18 protein-coding genes and 2 pseudogenes are annotated in these 23897 nt (G+C 59.8%); 10 read left to right on the top strand and 10 right to left on the bottom strand.

The window, feature by feature from the left end:
- Nucleotides 1-896: 896 nt before the first annotated feature.
- Entirely contained in the window at nucleotides 897-1097 is a 201-nt protein-coding gene (locus PQR32_RS11950; protein WP_408226237.1) for a copper chaperone, read from the top strand.
- Between the two features lie 152 nt (nucleotides 1098-1249).
- Here the strand turns inward: PQR32_RS11950 and PQR32_RS11955 are convergent.
- Together PQR32_RS11955 and PQR32_RS11960 are read right to left on the bottom strand one after the other, a co-directional pair.
- Nucleotides 1250-1798 (bottom strand): annotated as a pseudogene (locus PQR32_RS11955) (4-hydroxylaminobenzoate lyase); the annotation flags it as partial.
- A gap of 171 nt (nucleotides 1799-1969) precedes the next feature.
- A pseudogene (locus tag PQR32_RS11960) lies at nucleotides 1970-2047 on the bottom strand (3-oxoacyl-ACP reductase); the annotation flags it as partial.
- A gap of 563 nt (nucleotides 2048-2610) precedes the next feature.
- On the opposite strand from PQR32_RS11960, the gene PQR32_RS11965 reads away from it, so the two are divergent.
- Together PQR32_RS11965 and PQR32_RS11970 are read left to right on the top strand one after the other, a co-directional pair.
- Nucleotides 2611-3552: an aldo/keto reductase gene (locus tag PQR32_RS11965; RefSeq protein ID WP_408226240.1), complete on the top strand. Its 942-nt coding sequence runs from the start codon at nucleotides 2611-2613 to the stop codon at nucleotides 3550-3552.
- A 30-nt stretch (nucleotides 3553-3582) separates the two neighbouring features.
- Nucleotides 3583-3966, top strand: a complete 384-nt coding sequence (locus PQR32_RS11970; protein WP_408226243.1) for a nuclear transport factor 2 family protein — start codon at nucleotides 3583-3585, stop codon at nucleotides 3964-3966.
- 182 nt (nucleotides 3967-4148) lie between these two features.
- Here PQR32_RS11970 and PQR32_RS11975 read toward each other — a convergent pair whose 3' ends face one another.
- Nucleotides 4149-5123 carry a helix-turn-helix domain-containing protein gene (locus PQR32_RS11975; RefSeq protein ID WP_408226246.1) on the bottom strand — a complete coding sequence of 325 codons (975 nt, stop codon included), beginning with the start codon at nucleotides 5121-5123 and terminating at the stop codon, nucleotides 4149-4151.
- A gap of 93 nt (nucleotides 5124-5216) precedes the next feature.
- On the opposite strand from PQR32_RS11975, the gene PQR32_RS11980 reads away from it, so the two are divergent.
- The 4 genes from PQR32_RS11980 (at nucleotide 5217) to PQR32_RS11995 (ending at nucleotide 11428) form a co-directional block, all read left to right on the top strand.
- Nucleotides 5217-6461: a DUF1479 domain-containing protein gene (locus PQR32_RS11980; RefSeq protein WP_408226249.1), complete on the top strand. Its 1245-nt coding sequence runs from the start codon at nucleotides 5217-5219 to the stop codon at nucleotides 6459-6461.
- A 101-nt stretch (nucleotides 6462-6562) separates the two neighbouring features.
- Entirely contained in the window at nucleotides 6563-7810 is a 1248-nt protein-coding gene (locus PQR32_RS11985; RefSeq protein WP_408226252.1) for an ABC transporter substrate-binding protein, read from the top strand.
- Between the two features lie 58 nt (nucleotides 7811-7868).
- On the top strand, nucleotides 7869-8885 hold the full coding sequence (locus PQR32_RS11990) for an aldo/keto reductase (RefSeq protein WP_408226255.1): 1017 nt from the start codon (nucleotides 7869-7871) through the stop codon (nucleotides 8883-8885).
- A gap of 611 nt (nucleotides 8886-9496) precedes the next feature.
- Nucleotides 9497-11428 carry an SMP-30/gluconolactonase/LRE family protein gene (locus PQR32_RS11995; protein WP_408226723.1) on the top strand — a complete coding sequence of 644 codons (1932 nt, stop codon included), beginning with the start codon at nucleotides 9497-9499 and terminating at the stop codon, nucleotides 11426-11428.
- 279 nt (nucleotides 11429-11707) lie between these two features.
- Here the strand turns inward: PQR32_RS11995 and PQR32_RS12000 are convergent, their stop codons facing one another.
- A complete protein-coding gene (locus PQR32_RS12000; protein ID WP_408226258.1) occupies nucleotides 11708-12016 on the bottom strand; it encodes a DUF4148 domain-containing protein in 309 nt (102 codons plus the stop codon).
- 412 nt (nucleotides 12017-12428) lie between these two features.
- Between PQR32_RS12000 and PQR32_RS12005 the strand changes: the two genes are divergently transcribed.
- The gene (locus PQR32_RS12005) at nucleotides 12429-12917 is read left to right on the top strand and encodes an NUDIX domain-containing protein (protein ID WP_408226261.1); all 489 of its coding nucleotides are present in this window, start codon (nucleotides 12429-12431) and stop codon (nucleotides 12915-12917) included.
- A 287-nt stretch (nucleotides 12918-13204) separates the two neighbouring features.
- Here the strand turns inward: PQR32_RS12005 and PQR32_RS12010 are convergent, their stop codons facing one another.
- Both PQR32_RS12010 and PQR32_RS12015 read right to left on the bottom strand, forming a co-directional pair.
- Complete coding sequence (locus PQR32_RS12010; protein ID WP_408226264.1) at nucleotides 13205-13708, bottom strand: Arm DNA-binding domain-containing protein; 504 nt, start codon at nucleotides 13706-13708, stop codon at nucleotides 13205-13207.
- Nucleotides 13705-16176 carry an EAL domain-containing protein gene (locus PQR32_RS12015; RefSeq protein WP_408226267.1) on the bottom strand — a complete coding sequence of 824 codons (2472 nt, stop codon included), beginning with the start codon at nucleotides 16174-16176 and terminating at the stop codon, nucleotides 13705-13707. Before PQR32_RS12015 ends, PQR32_RS12010 begins: the two co-directional genes overlap by 4 nt.
- A 397-nt stretch (nucleotides 16177-16573) precedes the next feature.
- On the opposite strand from PQR32_RS12015, the gene PQR32_RS12020 reads away from it, so the two are divergent.
- Nucleotides 16574-18259 (top strand): AMP-binding protein, encoded by a 1686-nt coding sequence (locus PQR32_RS12020; RefSeq protein ID WP_408226270.1) that lies wholly within the window; start codon nucleotides 16574-16576, stop codon nucleotides 18257-18259.
- Nucleotides 18260-18395: 136 nt separating this feature from the next.
- Nucleotides 18396-19178, top strand: a complete 783-nt coding sequence (locus PQR32_RS12025; protein WP_408226273.1) for an SDR family NAD(P)-dependent oxidoreductase — start codon at nucleotides 18396-18398, stop codon at nucleotides 19176-19178.
- 264 nt (nucleotides 19179-19442) lie between these two features.
- On the opposite strand, the gene PQR32_RS12030 is transcribed toward PQR32_RS12025, so the two are convergent.
- From PQR32_RS12030 to PQR32_RS12045, 4 genes are all read right to left on the bottom strand, one after another.
- The gene (locus PQR32_RS12030; RefSeq protein ID WP_408226276.1) at nucleotides 19443-19802 is read right to left on the bottom strand and encodes a BON domain-containing protein; all 360 of its coding nucleotides are present in this window, start codon (nucleotides 19800-19802) and stop codon (nucleotides 19443-19445) included.
- Nucleotides 19803-19922: 120 nt separating this feature from the next.
- A complete protein-coding gene (locus PQR32_RS12035; RefSeq protein WP_408226279.1) occupies nucleotides 19923-21038 on the bottom strand; it encodes a porin in 1116 nt (371 codons plus the stop codon).
- 307 nt (nucleotides 21039-21345) lie between these two features.
- Nucleotides 21346-22611, bottom strand: coding sequence for a DUF1254 domain-containing protein (locus PQR32_RS12040; RefSeq protein WP_408226282.1), 1266 nt, complete (start codon nucleotides 22609-22611; stop codon nucleotides 21346-21348).
- 245 nt (nucleotides 22612-22856) lie between these two features.
- Nucleotides 22857-23822 (bottom strand): DUF1254 domain-containing protein, encoded by a 966-nt coding sequence (locus PQR32_RS12045; protein WP_408226285.1) that lies wholly within the window; start codon nucleotides 23820-23822, stop codon nucleotides 22857-22859.
- Nucleotides 23823-23897 lie beyond the last annotated feature (75 nt).

The following is a 23897-nucleotide window of genomic DNA, read 5'->3' on the forward strand; positions in this document are numbered from 1 at the left end:
TGGCCTGCTCGTGGATCCGGTGGGCGAGTTCGCCGATGCTGTGAACCGCATCGATGCTCTGGCCCGTGACCAGCGCGTTGTTGCCCAGGTGGTCCACGAGCATGCTCGAATGGAAATGCTCGCGCGCAGTTCAACACGCTCAAGACATTTACCGGCGCCACGGCAACCGCGCTCATTGATGGGCTCGGTACTGTCGCTTCGGTGGACGTCTGCTGTGCAGGAGTCCCTGTCTGGGGTACAGAGACCGGCGCCGACGATGGCTCGAGCTTCGGTTCTCCCGTTCCGGTTATCGATGGGTTGGCGGTGTTCATAAGGGTCCGGCTACCAGTGTTTAATGGGGCATGCCATCGGGACATCTCCCTGTCACGCCCAGTGCTCGCGAAGATCCCGGATGCTCCGCGAAGATGCCCGACCCGATGACCTGATAGTTTTTTACTGCACTCGTTCCAGCCGGTTCACTCACGTATCGCTGCCGCGCAATGGGTTGATCTCATTCTAGGAGACGGGTCTGCTCTGCCGAAGCTAAAAAGGCCGCGTATCAGTCCATTCCGTTCACAAATGCGGCCAAAGTCACCACAGCAACAGGACAATGCACCTACCTGGAAAGGATTCTTTTCCATTCGGCTAACAGAACAAATTTCAGCAAGGTGGAGTGGCTGCGAGCAGCTATTTTTTGTGGCACGCTTTAGAGATCGCCGGGCGATAAAGTAACCGCGTCGCGCCGGTGGTTCAGCACGGGTGTTTGCTGCCGCTACAGCGTGTCCGGATCAACAACTGACGCGGTGGTTCATCGACCGCCGAACGGGTAGTGAGTACAATCAATATGCAGACCCACTGACGCCGATGAATCGATAGAACCTGCTTTATTCAAGTGTTGTTGACTGGAGAAGTGACAAATGAAATTCTCGATGAAAAACGAAATCCGTTCAGACGATGTATCAACGATTGAGCATGCGATGAAGACCGTCGACGCCGACGCAAAGGTCAACGTCGACATTGACGCGAAGATGGTGAGCGTCGATTCATGGCTGATGCCCGAAGAGTTTCTCGTCGCATTCGAAGACGAGAACTATGACGTGACCATTGTCGAAGCGTAGACAGGTTTGAGACTGGATTCAATCACCGCGGCTGTGGGGGGCCGTGGAGTGTCTCATGGTAGTGGTCAAGCGGACACGCGTGGTTCGAGTCCAACTGGCCGTTCAGGGCTAGCGGCGTCTTTCTTTTGGACAGCGCGCCCCGGAGCGTTTCGATGCTGAGGCGGTTTGACGTCGAACTCAATCCGTCCTGCGGGCAAAAAAGTGAGTGAGATGACAGCGCCGCCCCTGGTTTCCGGAAAGTGGTGGCTTCCCGGTGCCGGTGCCGTCCACCCGCCATAACACCAGCCGTTCGGACCTGCGAGCGCAGCGCCTTCATTGAGTGGTATCACCAGATTGAACTCGCCATACGGGTGCGAGTGATAGTCGCCACGGGAGCTGCCCTCGGGATTGTTCTGGGTGTTACCCGTGCTGTCCATCAACACCGCTGTGATGCTGAAGAAGAACGTCTCCGCGCAGGGCGCAACGAGTCGTGAGCGACGATAACGCGGGCCAGCGATTTCGGCGTCGGCTGCCCAGCCCTCTTTCACGCCGAGGGTAATCAGTCGCGACAGGTCCTTGTACAACTCGCTTTCAATGCCATATTCCGTATTTAGCCAGTGCTCGACCTCGGTGCTCGTGGTCATGTCCTTGACCTCTTGCAGAAAGGGGATAAAACGGGCGACAAGTTCGTCTTTGCTGCTTGTGAATCGAGTGTGGGACATTCGAGTTCGTCCTTGGATTGAACGTCATGCACATCCGGCATGGGGAGCATAGCGCTCACGTGTCAAGAGAGGGTTCGATGATGCCTGGGTCGTGACGATAGGCATGACGCCATCCTGTTTTCCGGCGACAAAAAAGGCGCCGACTAGCGGAGCCCGGCAAGTCTTTGGCGTTCAGCGACCGGCACTCTGGCCGCCGTCGACGTGCAGGATTTCTCCCGTGACGAACGGTGCGGATTTGAACAGGATCGCCGTATAAGCGCGCCACGCTGACCTTGATCACGCAACAGTTGACCGGCATTGAACAGTGCGAATGCTTTGTTGCATGGAGTGCAATCACACCAATTGCGTGATGTACTTTCCCGGAACCCTCCGCTGCCGCCCGGTGATTCATTTGCTACACTTGATCAGCAAGCAGATTTGTTTGGCGCTCGGTTGACCCTGATGACGGCGGCTGAGTTGCGAATCAGCGCGACCAGATTTGACGGCTTCAACTTTCGAACATTCAACACAATCCGGCCTGAGAGAGAAGGGCCTCAAGGCCACCATTCTGCTCGCTTAGGTTGTCGGGACGACTCTGACTTCTTTGCCAAAGCCACGAAGTCGCGCCTGCCAATGAAGCGGCGCTTCACATACTGTTACGCAAAGAGACCCGGTGTAAGCAGTTCACGAATTCGTCAGCCAGGAATCGCTATGAAGCGGTTATCCGACTCGAGTACGTTGACGTTTTTTCTGTTCATGGACCTGGCGCCGCAATTGCGGGCCCAAGCGTCGGTCCTTCGTCGCAGGGCATGAAATAGTGCGGAGGTGTCGATATGATTGAATCTCCCGATTTCCGGACCAAAAATATGGTGCTTAATCACGGCGGTGGCCGTATGCCCGCGCTCGGATTCGGCACGCTGATTCCCGATTCAGCTACGACTACCAGTGCGACCAGCGACGCCCTGGAAGCCGGCTATCGACACTTCGATTGTGCCGAGCGATATCGGAACGAGCGCGAGGTGGGCGAGGCTCTGCGGATAGGGCTTGCTGCCGGAGGGATCGCACGCGAAGACATCTTCGTGACCACAAAGTTGTGGAATTCCAATCATCGGCGCGAGCGTGTCGAACCGGCTTTCGAGGCAAGTCTTGAAAGACTCGGGCTCGACTATCTCGATCTCTATCTGATACACACGCCGTTCGCATTTCAAGCGGGGGATGAGCAGGATCCGCGCGATGAAAACGGCGATGTCATCTACGACAAAGACGTGACTTTGCTAGACACGTGGAGAGCGATGGAAGATCTCGTCGACCATGGAAGATGCCGGGCCATCGGACTGTCCGACATCGGCTTGAATGAATTGCGGCCTCTCTATGAATCGGCACGAATCAAGCCGGCGGTGGTGCAGGTCGAAGCTCATCCGTATCTTCCGGAAACGGAACTTCTGGAATTCTGCAAGGAGAGAGAGATCGTGTTTTTGGCCTTTGCGCCATTAGGTCACGGAATCAGGCCGGGGCCGCTCGAGGATCCGGTCATCTTGCAGATCGCTGCGCGAATTGGAAAGACGCCGGCGCAGGTACTGCTTGCCTGGGCGATCCAGCGCGGCGGAGCTTTGCTCACCACCCCTAAGACGGCGGCCCGCGCGCGAGAGAATTTCGATATCACCGCGCTTCCAGCAGACGCATTCGACGAGATCAACCGGATTGAGACGAGGCAGAGGTACAACGAAGTCGTCAAGACGGGCAGCCCCGGGTTTATTCCGCGGCGTACGCAATAGATAGACGTGAACGGTATGCGGAGGCACGCCATGCAGGAAGAACAGATACGTGAAGCCCTGGACGCGCACTGGAGCGCGTCGGCGGCCGGCGATCTCGACGCGGAACACGATATTTACGATGATGATGCCATCTGTGACTATCCCCAATCAGGTGAGCGAATCATCGGGCGAAGCAATTTGCAGGCACTGCGGAGTCACCATCCAGATAAGCCGTCAGGTTTCGACGTCAGGCGGATTCAAGGAGAAGGTAATCTGTGGGTCACGGAATACACCATCACTTATGAGGGGCGAGCGGCTTACACGGTAAGCATCATGGAGTTCTGCGACGGCAAGGTCATTCACGAGACCCAGTATTTTTCGGATCCCTTCGAGGCCCCGGGCTGGCGGAGTCAATGGGTTCAGCAGATCGCGTGACGTCGCGTTGCGGCGCGATAGGCCCAATAGCTTCAATGCGGACCGCTGAGAGCCGTTGAGTGCGAGGAAGGAATGTCAGTACCGAAAGCGAAGTCTTCTGGAGGAAGAACGAAAGCAGGGCAAAGACATTCCCGTCAAGTCCGGACATCGGCAGCGCTGACGGCGTGGGGCACCGCGCGGTACTAATCTACAGTCGCTTCGCCCTCTCGCTCACCAGCCAACTTGCGCTTCCTTCGGAGTGACGGAGACCGTTCGGTCAAGCGAGCCGCCGCGTCTTTCTCCGCAGAACCCGCGGCTGCGAACAGGCGTCGATATTCGGCCGGCGTTGTTTGCTTTGCGGACCTGAACTGCCGATTGAAATTGGCGACGTTCGCGAAGCCTGAACGAGCAGCAATAACGGCAACGGGTAAGGAGGTGTCGGCCAGCATCCGACACGCGTGGCCAATGCGAACCCGGGCGATATACCGACCGACGCTCTCACCGATATGCTGAACGAAGTAACGCGTGAGTGTGCGTTCCGACAGGTTAGCGATCGCGCAGAGTTCTGACAGTCGCAATGGTTCGGCGAAGCGCGCGTCAATCATCGAAAGAACCCGGTTGATCCGTTCGGGCTCGTGGCCAGATGGGCCGGCGCTCGCCTGGTTGAAAGCGCTCGGCGAGGCGAGCGGTTGGCCTGGCGCGTCGGCGAGCGTGCACAAAATATCGAGGGCAGCGCTAAGGCGCTCGCGCGCCCGGCTCGATAGCAGTTGCTCCAGGCGCCCGCGCATCCAGTTGCCGGCAGGCGGCTCGAAGGCTAGCCCACACGCGGCCCTGCGTAACAGCTTGCGCAGCGGTTCATATTCGGGGCAACAATCCGCCATACGCCGCGCCCAACCGCCGTCGAACCACATGACGATGGCGACCTGTGGCGAGGATGAATCGATCGAACGATTCGACGCCCAGGTGTGAGGGAGATCCGGCGGCACGAGGACAAGATCCTCAGCTTCATATTCGGCGACGGAGTCGCCGATGTAGCGCTTGCCATGACTGTTCATCGTCAGCGTTAACTCGTACTCCGGGTGGTGATGCCACTCGAACGGAATACGCGGGAGCCGCCGATGGTAAACCCGGACCGAACAATCCTCGCCGAACTCGACATGCTCGTAGGCTGGTTTCATGGCCGAAAACGCAAATGAATTGCCTGAATAGTATCACCAGGACACGCATGCACGTCATATCCTCGGGCATAGCAAACCCATACGGAGACAATCATGGCGTTACGAATCGATGATTTGCCGGGCGCGATCCGGCAAGCAAAAAAGGAATTGCGCGCGGCGTTGCCGAACTACCGCGAGGTCTTTGCCGAAGTCGAAGAAGCGATCAGTGCCGAGGCGAAGCGAATCGCCGGGCAGCGCGATCGTGGGGAGGATGTCATTCCCGAGATTCAGTTTTCCGATATCACCGAACAACGTGTGAGCGCGGACCAGATCGCGGTCGTCAAGGCGCGGGGTGCATGCGTGATTCGCAATGTCTTGCCGCGCACGCTGGTGCAGAGCTGGGACGATGATATCGCCAGCTATGTCGAGCGTAACAACCTCGACAAACGCCTCGAAAACCGCGCAGAAGATAAATATTTTGGGCAGTTGGCGTCCAGCAAGCCGCAGATCTACGGCGTGTACTGGTCGAAGCCGCAAGTGCTGGCTCGTCAGTCGGAGTCGCTGACCTCGGCTCGCGTGTTCCTCAACAGACTCTGGCGCAATGAGAGCGACGGACAGGTTCATTTCGATCCGGAGCGTGTGCCTGTTTATGCCGATCGTCTGCGTCGCCGGCCGCCAGGTTCCGAGTCGCTCGGCTTGTCGGCGCATTGCGATGGTGGGTCGGTCGAGCGCTGGATCGAGAGCAATTTCCGCAAGGTGTATCGCCACGTGTTTTCTGGGAACTGGCGCGACTACGATGCGTTCGATGCGGCTTTCCGACCTGACGTCGAGGAGATTGCGTCACCCGCCGTATGTTCGATGTTCCGCACTTTCCAGGGCTGGACAGCGTTGACGCCGCAAGGCCCGGGTGACGGCACGCTACAACTCGTCCCCATCGCCAATTCGATGGTGTACATCCTGCTGCGCGCGCTTCAGGACGATGTCGCAGAGGACGACCTGTGTGGTGCAATGCCCGGCCGGGCGCTGTCGATCAAGCCAGAATTTCATGCGCCATTGTTCGAGGCGTTGTCGTCGATTCCCAAAATGGAAGCGGGGGACACCGTGTTCTGGCACAGCGATGTCATCCATGCGGTCGAAGACGAGCATAAGGGCGCGGGTTACAGCAATGTGATGTACATCGCCTCGGTGCCCGCGTGCGCCAAAAACGACGCTTATCTGAAGCGCCAGTTGCCGAGTTTCCTCAAGGGTGAAAGCCCGCCTGATTTCCCTACTGACCATTTCGAAGTGGATTTCACCGGACGCGCGACAGCTGACGACCTGACAGCGCTCGGCAAGGCGCAACTCGGGTTCGACTTGTAAATCATTTGAACGCATTACCTGCATGAAAACGAGCATGCATACGCGGCCGCTCTGGCCGCGCATGCTTCACTCGATCCATAACGAAAAATTCGGAGACTGCAATGAAACGATCACTGACATCGGTTGCGACAGCCGCTGCGCTGCTCATGGCTGGAACCCATGCCGCATTTGCCGCCGAACAGCTTTCTGTTCTGCACTGGTGGACCTCCGGTGGCGAATCGAAAGCGATTCGGGTGCTGAAGGACGATATGAACAAACAGGGCTACGAGTGGAAGGACTTCGCCATTGCAGGAGGAGCGGGCGCGGCGGCCATGACGGCGCTGAAGACGCAAGTCATGTCGGGCAACGCACCTTCGGCCGCGCAGATCAAGGGACCGCTGATTCACGATTGGGCCGAGCAGGGGTCGCTGGTCACGATCGATCAGTCCGCGACCGATTGGAAAGCGCACACCCCAGCGCAAATAGACAGTGCCATGAAGGCAGGCGGTCACTATGTGGCTGCACCTTTCTCGGTACATCGAATCAACTGGTTGTGGATCAACAAAGCCGACCTGGACAAAGTCGGCGCTACGCCGCCCACGACGTGGCCGGAATTCTTCGCGCTTGCCGACAAGTTTCGCGCAGCGGGCATCACGCCCGTCGCGCACGGTGGTCAACCCTGGCAAGACATGACCATCTGGGAGACAGTCGTGCTCTCACAGGGCGCGGACTTTTACCGGAAAGCCCTCATCGATCTCGATCAGAAAACGCTGAGCTCGCCGCAGATGGTGCAGGTGTTCGAGACCGTCCAGAAGATCCGGACTTACTTCGACAAGGGCTACCACGGTCGTGACTGGAATCTTGCGACGGCAATGGTGATCTCCGGCTCGGGCGGCATGCAATTCATGGGCGACTGGGCAAAAGGGGAGTTCGCCAACGCGAACAGGAAGGCGGATGTCGACTATATCTGCGCGGCCGCGCCCGGTACGTCAAACGCTTATACGTACACAGCGGACGCGTTTGTGTTCTTTCAGCAGAACGGCAAAAAGGAGGCGACGCCCGGACAGCTTGCGCTTGCCAAAACGATCATGTCCGTTGATTTCCAGCAGCAGTTCAGTCTCTACAAGGGGTCCATTCCCGTCCGGCTGGATGTGCCCATGGACAAGTTCGATAGCTGCGCCAAGAAATCACGCGCAGACGAGCTGGCTACGATTAAGTCGGGTGGGTTCCTGCCTTCGTTGGCCTTCGGCGAGCTTCAGTCCTCGGTTACCGCTGGTGCGATTACTGACGTTGTGACGAACTTCATGAACTCGAACGAGGATGCGAAAGAGGGCGTGCGCAAGCTTGCGGCTGCAGCGAAAGTCAAGTGAGCGGCTTCGTGTTAACCCATTACGAAACGCGCAACTTCACTGATTAAAGGGGATAAAGATGGATCCGGTAGCAAAGCGTAGGTGGCCGCGGTCGGGGCTCGAGACAACCGTGATGGGTTTCGGCGCTGCGCCGATCGGCAACATTTTCAGGCCGATCAGCGAAGAGGATTCGGCCGCCTTGATCAAGGCGGCATGGGACGCGGGCGTACGCTACTTCGACACCGCGCCTATGTACGGGCACGGATTGAGCGAGGCGCGTTGCGGGCAAGGGCTGCGCTGGTATCCGCGCGACCAATATGTGCTGTCCACCAAGGTTGGGCGCATCCTGAAGCCGCGCAGGCGCGCCGAGATCAACTTCGAGCCGTGGGTTGACGGGCTGCCGTTCGAACCCGTTTTCGATTACAGCTATGACGGCACGATGCGCTCGATCGAGGACAGTCTGCAGCGGCTGGCGCTGGAGCATATCGATATCGCGCTGATCCACGACATCGATGTTTTTACCCACGGCGAGCGTCAGCACGAGATGTTCGAGGCGGCGATGACGGGGGCGTCGAAAGCACTGTTGAAACTGCGCGACGAAGGGGTTGTGAAAGCGGTGGGGCTCGGGGTCAACGAATGGCAAGTCGCACACGAAGCGATTCGCCGGCAAGATTTCGACTGCCTGTTGCTGGCCGGCCGCTACACGCTGCTCGAGCAGGACGCACTGGATGGCTTTCTGCCGCTGTGCGAAGAGCGGCAGGTGTCGATCATTCTCGGTGGCGGCTACAACAGCGGCATTCTTGCGACGGGTGCGGTGCCGGGCGCGAAGTACAACTATTCGCTGGCGCCTGAACCGATCCTTGAGCGCGTGCGCAAGATCGAGCAGGTATGTCAGGAATACTCGGTGCCGCTCAAGGCAGCAGCGCTGCAATTCGTTCTCGGCCATCCGGCGATCCCGACCAACATTCCCGGCGTGCGTACGGTTGCACAGCTGGAAGACAATCTGCAAACCTTCCGGGCTGACATTCCACCGGCCTTCTGGGCCGAACTGAAGCGCCGCGACCTGATCCGGCAGGATGCGCCGACGCCTCAATAGCGGCTGACAGCAGGCCACTGCCGGACAGTAACGACTGCCCGGCTCGCGACAAACCCACGAGCATCACCATCACGACACGGCGGCTGTTCTTGCAGGCATAGCGGTCCTTCGAAAATGTCATCAAAGGGATTTCTAATGGTCACATGCGCCTGATCAGAGCCTCGCGAGGCCGAGTTGCGTATGCCGTTCGCATGAGTCTGTTAGCGGGTCGACAGAAGACGGCCGAACTTCGCTCAAGACCGGCAATTCACGTGCGCAACCAAAGTCGCGATGGCCTTGTAAAAGCGCAATGAACTGCATATGTTATATGCGGGTCACCCTGTCCGTGCGCCTGTGCAAGTCGGGCAACGACATTGGCAAGAAAGCAGCTGAACGAATTGAACTTGATCCGTTTCAGGGAAGCTTATCAATTTGCAACGAGCGAGCGCTTACGGTCGTGTCGTCTCGCGAGAATCCAGATTTCATTTGCGAGCGTCTCACTGGCAATGAGGTGAGCGTCGAGATGACAAAAAATGGCTCGCGACGCAAGCGATGCATTCTGGGAAACGTTCAGGCAATCTGGCTGGCCGACCATTCACGTGAATGATCGCTGCGTTCAGGAGAGCATCAGTATGATCGCAAAAAAACGAATTCATGCTGCGCTCCTCGTCGCGGCGATCGCCACGATTGCGCCGGCCTGTCAGGCGCAAAACACCACCGACTGGCTGGCGAACACCTATGGCACCCTCGCCACCCACGTGGGCAACACCGCGCGCTCCATGTGGGTCGCGCCGGAAGGCGTCATCTATACGGCTTCCATGTGGGACGAGTACGAGGGTGGCGTCGCAATCTACCAGAACGGCAAGAGCCTCGGCTCGATCGGCACGCACGGCGAATTTCAGGGCGGCGCGATCACGGGCAACGCGACATCGATCTTCGCGGCACTGCAGCCCAGCGGATCGTACGGAAGCGGCGCGGTGGGTCGATACAACCGCGCCACCAGGACTCGCGATCTTTTGATTCAGGTCAGCGCGTTCAGCAACCAGCCTCGGGTCGACGTCATCACCGGACTCGCCACGGCGGGCTCGCTCCTCTATGCGAGCGACTTCTATGGCAATCGCGTCCGGATCTACACCACCGACGGTGTCTGGAAGCGGGACATCAACGTCTCGGGCCCGGGCGCGCTCGCCCTGGATGGCGCAGGCAACGTCTGGGTCGCACAGAAGAGTGAAGGCGCGACCGTCGAGTTCAGTCCAGCTGGCGCCCTGCTGAACACCATCCGGATGCCCAGCGGATCGCAGCCGTCGGCGCTCTATTTCGATGCGTCGTCGGGGCAACTCATGATAGGGGACGAGGGCCCCGACATGAACATCAAGCGCTACAAGCTCTCCGGCACGCCGGCGCTGGCCGGGACATTCGGCATTCAGGGCGGTTATCTCGACACCACGACGGGAATCAAAGGCCAGGTTGGCGCGAAGCGCTTCACCCGCATCGCTGGCATCGGCAAGGACACCGCCGGCAACCTCTATGTGCTCAACAACCCGTGGGGCGGAAGCTGGGACCTCGGCCGCAACGGCGGCACCGACATTCATGCGTATAACGGTGCCGGCAGCCTGCGGTGGACGCTTCAGTCCCTCAACCTCGAAGGCATCGCCGCCCCGGACCCGGCCACGGATGGCGCCTTGTTCTATGGCGGCACCAACATCTACAGCGGCAGCGCTGGAGGCACCTTCGTCGCGAACACTGTCGATCCGTTCACCTACCCGTCGGACCCGCGCATCAACATGAACGATCACTCACGGGATGAGCACTTCGGTCAACTTGCCACCGTCGGCGCCAACCGGATCCTCGTGGCGTCCGGCCAGAATCCCGATATCTTCTACTTCTTCCACTTCAATGCTGCGAATGGCTACATCGCAATACCGGACGCCACGCTTCCGGGCCCGGCGTTCAAAACGACTGCATCGGTCAGGGACGGATTCTGCATCGACAGCAAGGGGGGCGTGTGGGCCGGTCTGGACAAGACCGGCTACATCTACCACTACCCGCTGACCGGCTTCGACGCCAGCGGCAAGCCGACATGGGGACCCGGTATCCCTATCCGCATTCCCGCGAGTATCCAGCCGCTGACGCGCATCGTCTACCTCGCGGACAGCGACACCATGATTCTCGGCCAGGGCATCGTCGGGAGTACGGACTGGACGTCGATAGGCACACGGATCGAGGTGTATCACGGCTGGAGCGCGGGCAACACCACGGCACCCAATCCGGTGATCAACCTCACCCACGCCGGTGCCAAGTCGATCGACGCGGCCGGCCGTTATCTCTTCGTGGGCTACTGGTTCGGCAGCGGGCAAGCTTTGCCGAACATCGACGCCTTCAATCTCGCTACAGGCAACCTCGACGCTACGCTGGTCAACACCAGTAACCGTACCGTCGACGCCAGCAGCGCTATCGATTCGATGTACGGCATCAGGGCATACCTTCGATCGACGGGTGAGTACGTGGTCACGAAGAACAACGTCAAGGGCTCCAGCATCACCGTTTATCGCTGGACGCCCTGATCGTGCGTTTCAGTAGACCGCAATGAATTCGTCCCATCGCGACAATACATGGGTCACTTCGCGGCCGCACGACTCACTGAAGCCCGCAAAGCCTTGCTGGGAAACGGTTCGGCTGCCGCGAAATAAATGCGTCACTGGCCGGTGTCGGGACGTGCCGCGTGTCCGGCCGGTTGCCATGGGGCGAAGGGGCTAGGTCTCTGCCGGGTCGGCATCAGTCTTTTCCGCTCGCCAGGTTGGCCAAAAAGCGCCGGGTGCGCCAGAGCTCGAATGAGTTTGACGTCAAGCGGGCGGCGTCTTCTGGCACTCCGCCTGAAACCAACGGTCGACCAGTTGCTGTGCCGCCTGCAGATCCTCGGGGTAATGCGGGTCGAACCACCTTGATGGGTCGTAGCCCGCTTTCCTCAAGGCCGCCAATTCGCTGCGGCTTCGCTCCGGGGTCGGCGGCGCGTTGTCCTTGAGCGCAGCCAGGTCGCGGCACTGCAATGCGGTCAGGTGCGCGGCGCTTTCCGGCATGCCGCTCGCCGCGCAGCCTGCGAGCAATAAAGCCAACGCGGGAAGCATCGGCCATTTCCTCGATGGGTTCTTCATTTCACGTCGCCCTCCATTCAACCGACACAGTACGGTAATGCAAACAGCGCCGAACCGGACATTCAAATTCTGAAATGTAGCCGCGTCGGAGGCTCTGCGGCATCTGTGCAACGAACGGCGATTTTTCTGACATTAGACCGACGGCCTCGCGCCCGTCGGCGGTCCCTCCGGGATCGCTGCCCGGACCGGCGGCATCGGGTCGGACTGGCCGATCATCGTTAGGCGCAGTGCGGGCATGAACGGCCGGTCGACGCACGCCCTTGAATTGTTGACAGCCACTATCCCCAGCGAGAGCAGCCGCTGGCTAAACTACGGTTTCCAGGCAGCGGTGTGACAGACGCTGAATGATCCAAGCCGCACTAACGCGTTGATCCGGAAGATCCTCTGGCCATGAAAGGAAAGGAGAGAACCAATGCCGAGCCTTGAACGAGTGCGACCGGCCACGCTTATCGACTCTGTCTGGCGCATGGCGCTTCGCCTCGGATTCCGGTTCGCTCGCGCCTGGTGGTACCTTCGACGGCCTCGTCATGAGGGTGCGCTAGTCGCAATCTACGTTGGGCGGGCGCTGTTGCTTGTGAAGTCATCGTACCGGGCCGAGTGGAATTTTCCCGGCGGGAGCGTCCGGCCTGGTGAGACGCCTGATGCAGCGGCGCGGCGCGAAATGGAGGAGGAGATTGGTCTGTCGTCGTACACGTTACTCCCCGCGGGCAGTGCCTGCGGCATTTGGGACGGGCTAAGAGACCGGGTGCATTTCTATGAACTGCACCTCGATTGCATACCGGAGCTGCGGCTTGATCATCGTGAGATTATCGCCGCACGTCTCGCATCGCCGGAGGAATTGCACGGCATCGCGCTGACAGAGGCGGTCGCTGCATATCTCGGCAGAGATCTTTGCCGTTAGCCGGCGCTGCAATTCGGCCATGCGAGTCTGAACATCGTCGTGGAGGGCGTGGAGACTACGGAGCGGCAGGCGTTCCTGACCCGGCCTGGTTGCGATTCCCTGCAAGGTTTCCTGCTTGGCCGTCCAATGTCCGCAGAGCATTTGATCGAAAGCCTCTCGCAAGAGAACGTCCTGAACTACGCAACCTGATGATGTCCCTCGATACGCGCGGGGGGCTCGTTTTCGGCGAATCACGTGTGCCCGGCAAGGGATTTTGGGCAATGGCACGATGTGATCGTGCTGCATTTTCATCCGCTCGGCGGCAATGTCGTGATAGCGGGGGAGGGGCCAAGGCTGAGGAAGTTCTCCATGCCTGTGCCCGGCCGTCGATAGCGGAGCAGCCAGGTTTTGGTGCCGTTTGGCTGGACTCTCAAAGCGAGCCCGTTTCCATCCGCAAGGAGACAGGGACGGGCGCGCACTTTGGCGGCGCGGAACACCAACTCCGATTTCGGTTCGACGCGACTGGGCATGGCTTTGCCCTCGAATCGGGTATACGCAAAAACCGTCGACATCAGCGGAACGGACGGGAGCTGCAAATAACAAAAAACCCCGTAAGACGTTGATCTTACGGGGTTTCTCGGACTTCTTCGGCTTGCGCCGGAACAACTGTTGGTGCCAGGAGAGGACTCGAATATGACATGTAGTAGATTGATTATTAAAGAATAAATTTCTATTTGTGTGCGCAATATACGTATCTGTATACGCAAAAATGCGGGGAGGACGGCAGGGGACGCACACGGCCCCTGTTTCATGCTGCGCTGCCGACATTTTGCAGGCCGGCTTCGCGCCGGCCTGCAAAATGGACCGGCCTCGCCACGCCATAACCCTGCGCGTAGTCCACACCCAACTCACGCAGGTGCGTCAACGCCTCATCGCTATCCACCCATTCGGCAACGGTCTTCATGCCCATGGCCTGGGCGATGCGCTGGATCGCCTCGATCACAACCATATTGATCGGATCATCGAACATCTCGCGCACGAAGCCGCCGTCGATCTTGATGTACTCAGCCGGCAAGTGCTTGAGATAGGCAAATGACGACATGCCCGCGCCGAAATCATCCAGCGCGAAGCGGCAGCCCATCGCCTGCAGTTGGCGGATGAATGAAGTCGCCTGGGTCAGGTTGCTGATTGCCGCGGTCTCGGTAATCTCGAAGCAGACGATATCGAGCGGGATGCCGTGATGCGCCGCGCGCTCGCGGATATGCTCGGACAACTGATCGTCGGACAGCGAAGCGGCAGAAAGATTGAGTCCGCAGACTGCGATATCCGCTTGATTCGCGCGGCGCAAGCGCCCAAGCTCGGCAAAGCCCGCATCGATCACCCAGCGGTCCAGAGTGGGCATCAGGTTGTAGCGCTCGCACGCAGGGATGAAGGCCATCGGTGGCACCAGCTGGCCCTGTTCGTCCACCATGCGCAGCAGCAACTCGATATGCCGGCCTGTTCCGCTGTCGGCCTGCAAGGGCACTACCTGCTGGGCATGCAGCGCGAAACGTCCGTCTGCCAGTGCCGCGTGCGTACGGCTGACCCACTCCATTTCGTCGTGGAGGACACGTACGGCGTCGTCGTGCGGCTGATACACCTGCACGCGGTTGCGTCCCCGCTGCTTGGCCAGATAACAGGCGGCATCGGCCGCGCTCAACGCCTCGGCCACGTGCGACACGTCCGCGTCGAGGCGGATCATGCCGATACTCGCGCCCAGCGCGAAGCTGCGCGTGCGGTGCACGAAGCGAAAGCGTGCAATCGCCTCGCGCAGCGAATCCGCTACGCATTCGCCATCTTCGGTGGTGCAGTCCTCCAGCAACACGCCGAATTCGTCGCCGCCGAGGCGCGCAAGCATGTCGGACTTGCGCAACTCCGCTGTCATGACGGACACCAGTTGCTGAATCAGTTCGTCGCCCACTGCATGCCCGCATGTATCGTTGACCACCTTGAACTGGTCGAGATCGAGGTACATCAGGACATGTGTGCAGTTTTCAGACTGCCCGCGTTGCATGGCGTCGGCCAGACGCCGTTCGAACTCGATGCGATTGATGAGGCCGGTCAGCGCGTCGTGGGTCGCATCGTGCGCGAGGCGAGCGGCATGCTCCCGCTCGCGCGCCTGCTCTGCGCGCAGCAGCGCCTCTGCACACTTTTGCTCGGTAATATCGGTCAGCGAGCCCGCCATGCGTTGCGCGAGACCGACGGTGTCGCGCACCATGCGTCCACGCGAGCGAACCCATAAGTAGGTGTTGGTCCTGGTGCGCAGGCGAAACTCGGCATCGAAGGGCAGGCTGTCCTGCAGATGCCCGTGGAGCTTCAACTCGAGGGAAGCGAAATCGTCCGGGTGGATGAGCGCGAGCAGGGTGGCGAACGATTGGGGCAACTCACACTCGTGATAGCCCAGCATCTGTGCGCAGCGCGCCGAAAAATAGAATGCATTGCTGCGCACGTCCCAATCCCACAGCCCATCGTTACTGCCGCTGATAGCGAGCGTGAGCCGTTCCTCGCTGTGCGACAGTGCCTGTCTGAGATTCAGTTCCAGGCGCATGCCGCGCACGGCGAGAAATATCCCCGCGGCCAATAACAGGATTGAGGCGACGTCAATGCCCGGTATCAGCAGGTCACGCACCAGACGCGAGACTTCGCCGAGCGAATAGGAAAAAGCCTCTTCGAGCCGCGTGAGGCGGGCATTGGATTCCCGAATCTGAAGCATCAAGTGCGCAATGTTCGCCGCGCCGTGGTCGCCGCCGCGCGTCGCGGCATGCAATTGCTCCGCGAGGTCGCTGAGTAACTTCACCTCGGCGTCCGCCTGGGTCCAGACCGTGATGGCATGTTCGAGCGGCGGCAGGCGGCGAAAATCCAGAACGAGGCGGATCATGCCTGGAATATCGTCCGGATGGTTGCCGCCGGCGATCAGGCCGGCGGCGGCCTTGTCCAGGTCGGGTTGCGCGCGCAGCAGTTCGATTCTGGCAACGCGATCGCCAAGGGGTACGGCGATGGCACGCTGATAGGCGAGGAACTCATCTTCATTGTGGGTCTCGCCATAGCGGATCAAATGGAGCACCGCGTCCTTTTGCCCCTTACTCCACAGGCTTTCTCCACCCACATAGGCGCGAACGGACGAGAGCAGATCGATGCTCAGGCTGCTGGCCAGCATCAACGCGAACACAATCGGGATGAAAGGCCCGACCACGCGCAAGGCCTGTTTGCTTAGGGCCGAAGATTGGCGCTCACTCCGCATCTCAGTCTCCGGGCCGGTTCGGCGAACTTAGCGGGTCTGTCCGCGCGTTTTTTCTTGCCGAAAAGAATAGCGCAGGCGTCGCGCTTTCCGCCCTCCCAAAACGGGGGGGCACTTGACCATCACGCAGTGGTTGTCGCGCAAATCGGGCCGCTCTTGCGAGCTGACCTCGATGTTCAGCGCTGCAGAGCCTGCCATTGCGCCGCGCCCCTAGAAAAGGAAGGGGCGGCCCGACAGGACGTTGCCTATGATGGCCTGGTGCCGACTCGTTCGAACGGCGTGAATACCACGTCAATCGGGAACGTATGACGTGCGCCTGCCGCAGCCATCGCTCGCCTACGTTGCTGCTCGCAAGGCTCGCATCCGGATGAAGCAAATCAGAAGAATCTTGGGGACAAGCATGAAAGAGATGAATTCTATTAGTCTGGTTCACCGCTTCCTGCAATGGGAGCAGTCTCAGCCAGACGCTGTCTACTTTACTCAGCCGCATCCTGATGGAACGGTGGTGGACTATAGCTGGAAGGAAGTCGGCGACCAGGCGAGGCGCATGGCTGCATATCTGCGCTCGCTTGCGTTGCCTGCGAAGAGCCACATCGCGATTCTCGGGAAAAACAGCGCGCACTGGATCATGGCCGATCTTGCGATCTGGCTGGCGGGGCATGTGTCCGTGCCGTTATATCCCACCATCAGCGCCGACTCCGCGCGCTATATCTTCGAGCACTGCAATACCCGCCTGCTGTTTGCCGGCAGGATCGATGGTGCGCCGCAACGCTGGGATGAGATTCGCTCGGGCGCGTCGGCACAGTTGCCGATCGTCGCTTTGCCGATGGCCCAGATCGGGGGCGTACCGCACTGGGACGAGATCATGGCCAATGTGAAACCGTTGCAGGACGTGAGCTTGCCTCAGCCCGACGAGCTAGCGACCATCATGTACACGTCAGGTAGCACTGGAAAGCCCAAAGGCGTCATGCACAGCTTTCGCAACATGATCACGTATGCGTTGGAATCCGGCCGCTTTTGCGGGTTTGGGACGGGCGACCGTTTGTTGTCCTACCTGCCATTGGCGCACGGCGCCGAACGGTGCTTCGTGGAGTCGAACTCGCTTTGCCACGGATGCCGCGTCTACTTCTCCGACAGTCTTGAGACGTTTGGGCGGGATTTGCAGCGTGCGCGGCCCACACTGTTCATCTCGATGCCGCGCCTGTGGACCAAGTTTTACATCGGCGCGTGCGCGAAGCTCCCGGCATGGAAGCAGAAACTGCTGTTCTCGCTGCCCATCGTCTCGGGCGCCATCAAGAAGAAGATCCTTGCGCTGCTGGGACTCGATGCCGTCAGGATTGCCTTCACCGGCTCCGCGCCGCTGCCAGTAGAAATCGTGAACTGGTATCGCAAGCTGGGCCTCGAACTGCTCGATGTATACGGCATGACGGAGAATTTTTCGTACTCGCACTACAGCCGGCCAGGGCAGGTTCGGCTCGGCTATAGCGGTCAGGCGCTCCCTGGCGTGACATGCCGCATCGCGGACAACGGCGAGATCCTGCTCCAAACACCCACTCAGATGCTCGGTTACTTCAAGGATCCGGAACTGACGGCGCAAACCACGACCGCGGACGGCTTTTTCATGACGGGCGATCGCGGCGAGATGGACGAGATCGGCCGCCTGAAGATTACCGGGCGGGTCAAGGAGCTCTTCAAGACCAGCAAGGGAAAATACGTCGCGCCGGTGCCGATCGAAAACTTGCTTAGCCACCCGAAGGTTGAAGCGGTGTGCGTGACGGGCCCTGGACATCCGCAGCCCTTCGTCCTCGCGATGCTTGCGCCCGATGCGAAGCGGCAAATGCAGGACCGTCACGCGCGCGAACCGCTGACGGCGGAACTTCAGAGCCTGCTCGATAGCGTGAACGCCATGCTCGAAGACCACGAGAAGCTGGGCTATATGGTGGTCGTCGCAGACAGTTGGTCGATCGACAATGGTTTCCTGACGCCGACCCTCAAGATCAGGCGTAGCATTATCGAGGATCGCTATCTGGCGAAGGCGCAGAAGTGGTCCAAGCTCGGTCAGACCATCGTGGTCGAGGCGAGCTAGCCAGCGCATCAGGGCCTCGTGCATCGGATGCGGGGTGCGCCGAAGCCGCAGGGCGCAGCGTGCCACTTCGGCGGTGTGCCGTGCGGTCGTGTCGGCGCTCAAGCAAGGTGATCATCGACAGGGAGCGTGATTCGTCATGATGCTCGACTCAACGGTTTCAGCGGTAGTCACCGGAGGCGCATCGGGCCTCGGCGCGGCCACCGCGCAGCGTCTCGCGTTGCGTGGCGTGCGTGTCGCGATTTTCGACGTCGACGCGGAGCGCGGCAATGCGCTCGCGCGCGAGATCGGCGGTGTGTTCTGCCGAGTCGATGTGACCGATGGCGCGCAAGTCGATGCAGGGTTTGCAAAGGCACGCGCCGCTCATGGCCAGGAACGTCTTCTGGTCAACTGCGCGGGTACGGGCGATGCAATCAAAACCGCAAGCCGCGACAAGACAACCGGCGAAGCGAAGCACTATCCGCTCGACAGGTTCGAGCGCACGATTCAGATCAACCTGATCGGCACGTTTCGCTGCATCGCGAAATCTGCCGCGGGCATGCTTGAATTAGTCCCGCTCGCCGATGGCGAGCGGGGGCTGATCGTCAATACGGCGTCGGTGGCGGCTGAGGACGGACAGATCGGTCAGGCAGCGTACAGTGCGTCCAAGGCCGGTATCGTGGGGATGACGTTGCCTATCGCGCGTGATCTCATGAACGACGGCATTCGCATCAACACGATCATGCCAGGGATTTTCGAAACGCCGCTGATGCGCAGTGCGCCTGACCACGTACAGCATGCACTCATGCAATCGGTGCCATTTCCCAAGCGGTTCGGCCGGCCCGAGGAATTCGCCGCGATGGTCGAGAGCATCGTGACCAACGTCTATTTCAATGGCGAGAGCGTGCGTCTCGATGGCGCGATCCGTATGACGCCGCGCTGATGCCGCGTTGTATGGGTTGACCAAACGATGTGCATTCGCATATCGAGCCATGCAGCGTTGGGGACGACAGGGATATAACGGCGATTCTCCCGGCACCAGGAGCGGGACGCTGAAAAACGGCGCTGACGGCTCGTTGACGATCTACGTGCAGCCGGTCGCCAGGCGCGGACAAGGCGGCTAACCGGCTGCCCGCCCCTAATGGCGAAGACTTCTCGCTCAGTTGCTGACGAAGGCTTCAGCAGAGTCGTCGAATCCGTCGATGTATTACTGGCTTCCTGCCGGGCCCGCGAGAGTCAATTCGTTCCTCACCGAACTGACGCCAGCCACATCCTGGGCGGCGTGCGTCGCCAGCTCGATTTGCGTCTGTTCCGGCACGGTGCCTTCCAGCATCACGGTGCCGTTTTTGGCCCGAACCGTGATGGCGGTTACGTTAAGTCCCTTGGTCTTGCTCAACGCACGCAGCACGTTCTTTTGCAACGCGCGATTGGCCGCCTTCGCGTTCGTAGCCGACGCGGCAGAAACCGCCGGTGCGGCGGTCTCACCGTTGCTTTGCGCATAAGCGTTTAGCGACGCCATAACAACGAGCACGCCAGCGACGCGCCTGATTGCCTGAGTTGTCTTCATTTAATTCTCCTGTTGTCAAATTCCTGAAATTCCGAGCACACTCGCTCACCCCCGTTTTCGCACGGGTCGGGCGCTATCAACGGCACCGCCTGGTGGCGTCGCAAATAGCGCCAACGTCTGTTAGAAGCGATGCGCCATCCCTATTGCCACGATGGTCTGCGACGTGTCGATCCCGGTCACCGTCGTGCCCGGCCAGCTCATGGTCGCGCTTCCGTGGTTCTTCATGTATCCCGCGCGCATGTAAATCTCTGTGCGCTTGGACAGGTTGTGGTCGATGCCGATCTGGATGCCAGGCGTATTGTCGTGCACGCCGCGCACGTTGCGCTCGATGCCAGCGATCTCGATGGTATCGGCGGGTGTCGCCTGAATCGTCGCGCCCAATTCAGCGACGCTGAACGAATGCGCCGCGCCAAGCGTGGCCGCCAACGACTTCGCCGGCGCGTCCTTCGAGCGGTTATACGCATAGTTGAACTGGAAGTTCACGATACCGATCCGATAGGCGAGTGCACCGGTGAAATGCTCCGTTCCCAACAGATTCAACGCAGACGGCAGCCCAGGGATAGTTTCCGTCCCCGGATGCTGATTCTGATAGGCCAGACCTGCGTAGAAACCGTAACCCGAATACGTCGCTGCAAGATCGAGTGTATTGCCCACTGTCTCCGGCACCGGCTGGGTCACCGTCGCAGTCAGGCCATACATCGCATAAAGCTTCAGTCCGCCTACCACAGGCGACTGGTAGACGATTGAATTACTGGTTCGAGCGGATGCGGTCTGTGTGGCCAGCGTTTTTCTATCGGCGGTCGCCGCAGCGGCTGCGAGCGGCGAGAGGGTTTCGTCGCCACGGTATGGGTCGGTCGGGAAAACGGCCCAAAAGGTCGGCGCATATTGGCGACCAAAGGTCAGCGATCCATATTTCTCGTCCGACAGCCCGACCCAAGCCTGACGATAGAATAGCGCCGTGCTGTCAACGAAGAATCCCCCGTTAGCGATATTGAAACCGCTCTCCACGTCGAAAATTGCGCGCAGACCGTTCCCCAGATCTTCTTTGCCATTGAGACCGAACCGGGAACCCGTGCTGCCACCGCTTTTTTCGGCAAACGAATGCGCGCCGCCATTGTTCTGATACTGCACAAACGTATCGGCCACTCCGTAGAGCGTCACACTTGATTGCGCTGCAGCACTGCCTGCAGCTAGGATCAATGTGGCACCACAAATACCCTGACTGATAAAACGCATGCATGTCTCCTCTTTGTGTTTGCCGTGTCTGACCGACACGGGGTGAAGCAAACTCAAGCAGATGCCGGCTGGCTGCACACACGCCGTTCGGCGATCCAGCCCCCCAATACGTCCAGGCGAAAGTGATTCCTGTTAAATCGCGAACATCGCATTTAACGTAGCACTACATATTTTTTGCTTGAAATCTTGGTGCGGCTTGTGACCCCGGCAGCGCCGCTCATACGCTCACGGCCGTCGGCGCTGCCGGCGAGGTCATAGGCGTCAACACGCGCAGCACGGTCGCCGCCGCGATCGACGTTCGGACGGCTCAGTGAACCTTGTGCAACGCCGGGGCCTTCCAGCTGCAATCGAGTGCTGCGGGCTTCGGCCAGAATAGGCGCAATGCCATGATGAAAAGGCCGGCCGGTGCAGGTAGCCAGTTAGATTCCTTGTCTTCGCCAGGCGATGCATGCTGGACGTAGAGCGTCACGCCGCCGTCGGGATCGCGCTTCAACTCCGGCAACATGGGCGAATTGATCAAATAGCGATTGAGCCGGTTGGGGAACAGGAATCTCGATGGAGCCTCATACAACGTAAGCGACCAGAATGCGTTAACCGGTGGCAACTGGCCGGGCGCGAAGCGCAGCGCGTAGCGCTGCTGGGCGCCGTTCAGTCGTTGGCCGTCGGAGTCGATGAGATAGCCGGGATAAATGGCTTCCTCTTTCGAATTTCCATAGATGCCATCCACCGCTGCCAGCATGCGATAGAGGTAATGGTTCTGCAGGTAGGTCCGGTTTCCGAATACGTCGCCGCTCGTACGTTCGCCGGTGGCCATCTGCTTCTCCAGCGCATCGTAGTCGCGCCAGGCATCCGCGATGCCGTCCTCCATCGCGCGGCGAACTTCCGGGGCGAGCGCTTGTGCGTCGAAGGGCTGCGCCGCACCGATGCCCAGTTCGGCGAACCGTGCCAGCAGCGCTTCTTCGGATGCATGCGGTGGGCAAAGCCCCAGCACGAAGTTCATGACGTTGAAAAAATCGAGCGACGTTCGTTCCTGTTCCCTCGTGAGAGGCTTGACGAAGCGCACGTCCGGCAGCGCGGTCGGAGCCGGCTTGCCGAGATACTGCGACAGCGTCTGTACCCGATAGCCGGCCTGCACGGTTTTTACGTTTTCGATGTCGGCTGGATTGAACAACTGTGTCCGATAGAACACGAAAGCGAAATCCGTTTCGGCGCGGATCACGGAATGAATGCCTTCCGGCTTCTCGCCCGTCCAGTGCGGACCGGCCAGCAGAAAACTGGCGGCGCCGTTGCCCGAGGTCCGGCTGCCGGCATAGGCGAAATTGAACGTGTACAGATCAATGAACTGGAGCGCGTAATAGCGGGCGCTTTCCACCTCCGGGACCGTGAGCACCAATGGCTCGGTGCGCAAGTCCGCGCCAAGGTGCGAATACGGCGTGTCCGAGTTCGGCGTCTGGATCGCCTGGTCATCCGGCGTGTAGACGCGCGCGATGTGGTGAACGCGATTCCACGCCCCTTTGTATTCCGGATGGTCACGGTCCACGAAGTACGAATACTGGATTCGATACGAGTCCACGAGCGGGAAGCCATAAATGTAGGCCTCTTTTGCGATGGCGCGCGCTGTCGCCGGCGTCAACGATCGGACATGCGACTCCGATGGCAGCGGCGGTGCGCTGCTTTCGTCAGCCGCAAGGGCGATGGATCCTGTATTCGAATGCGGTTTAATCATTGTGTCTTTACCTCGTTAGGAGGGCGTGGCCGGGCCGGATTGGTTAGCGGTAGCGCGTACGCGGGTACAGGGCGCGACGATCAATGCTTCAATCAGTTCACCGGCTGCGCGTCGGGGAAGCTCCAGCTGCCGTCCAGGATTGCTGGGCGTGGCCGGTAAAGCCGCACCATGTAGTTCCAGTCCGGCGTGATCGGCAGGCAATTGGGCGTCTTTCCATCGTAGCCACCGAACTGCACGCAGATCGAGCCATCTTTCTCTCTTTGCGCCGTGAGGTTATTGAGCGTGTAGGCGGCATGCGGATTCGGCTCGAAGTAGCCTGCAGCGTTATAGACGCTGATCGACCAGAAGCTATCGACCGGCACGTCCCGCACCGAAAGCCGGTAGCAGGTGGCGCCATCGTTGCGCGCCGGGTTGACCATCAGGTACATCGCATGTCGCTCGGGATTGCCGCCCCATGCGCTGGCCGCGCCGATCAGATGCCGCACCGGCGAGACCTCGTCGTGCGTGCCGAACATACCTCTCGAGTCGGGCAGTGTGTCGCCTAATGTCTGCAGGGCGAGGCGAACCTTCTTCTGACTCACCGGATCCCATTGCGGCACGTCGAAGTGGCCAGCTTCCTTTTGCTCGACCTCGATCGCGTCCTGCAACGCATGCACGCGGCGAACCTGATCGGCGTCTGTTGGGTCGATCAGTGTGCGCACGCCAATCAGCACATAGCGCGTGCCGATCTGTTCCCTCGAGAACGTATGGTCCCCAGCGTCGTACACGACAGTGCCGACGTGCTGGTCTTCATTGATTGCGACCATCGACCTGAAACAGTCGCCCGCATCGGGCAACTTGACTGTCACGGGGCCGGCATCGAGATCGAATACCGCCGTTGAATAAAGCGTGTCGCGATTGACGCGTACGATGGTTTGCTGTTCGACCGGTGCCAGCGCGCGGCGATGAAAGAACCGGCCGAAACTGCCCTGTCGGACGGCCGTTGCAAAATAGAAATGTGACTCCGCACGCACGAAGTTGTCGGCGGTGACGGGCGCAAGAAAATGCTGGGACGTCATGATGAATGTTTTCCTTTTGCTGCGGGGCAAGCCGGTGGCGTAAAAAGAACAGGGTAGAGCGAGTCGCAGTGGGTA

It is taken from the genome of Paraburkholderia dipogonis, assembly GCF_046027395.1.
Lineage (GTDB): Bacteria > Pseudomonadota > Gammaproteobacteria > Burkholderiales > Burkholderiaceae > Paraburkholderia > Paraburkholderia dipogonis_A.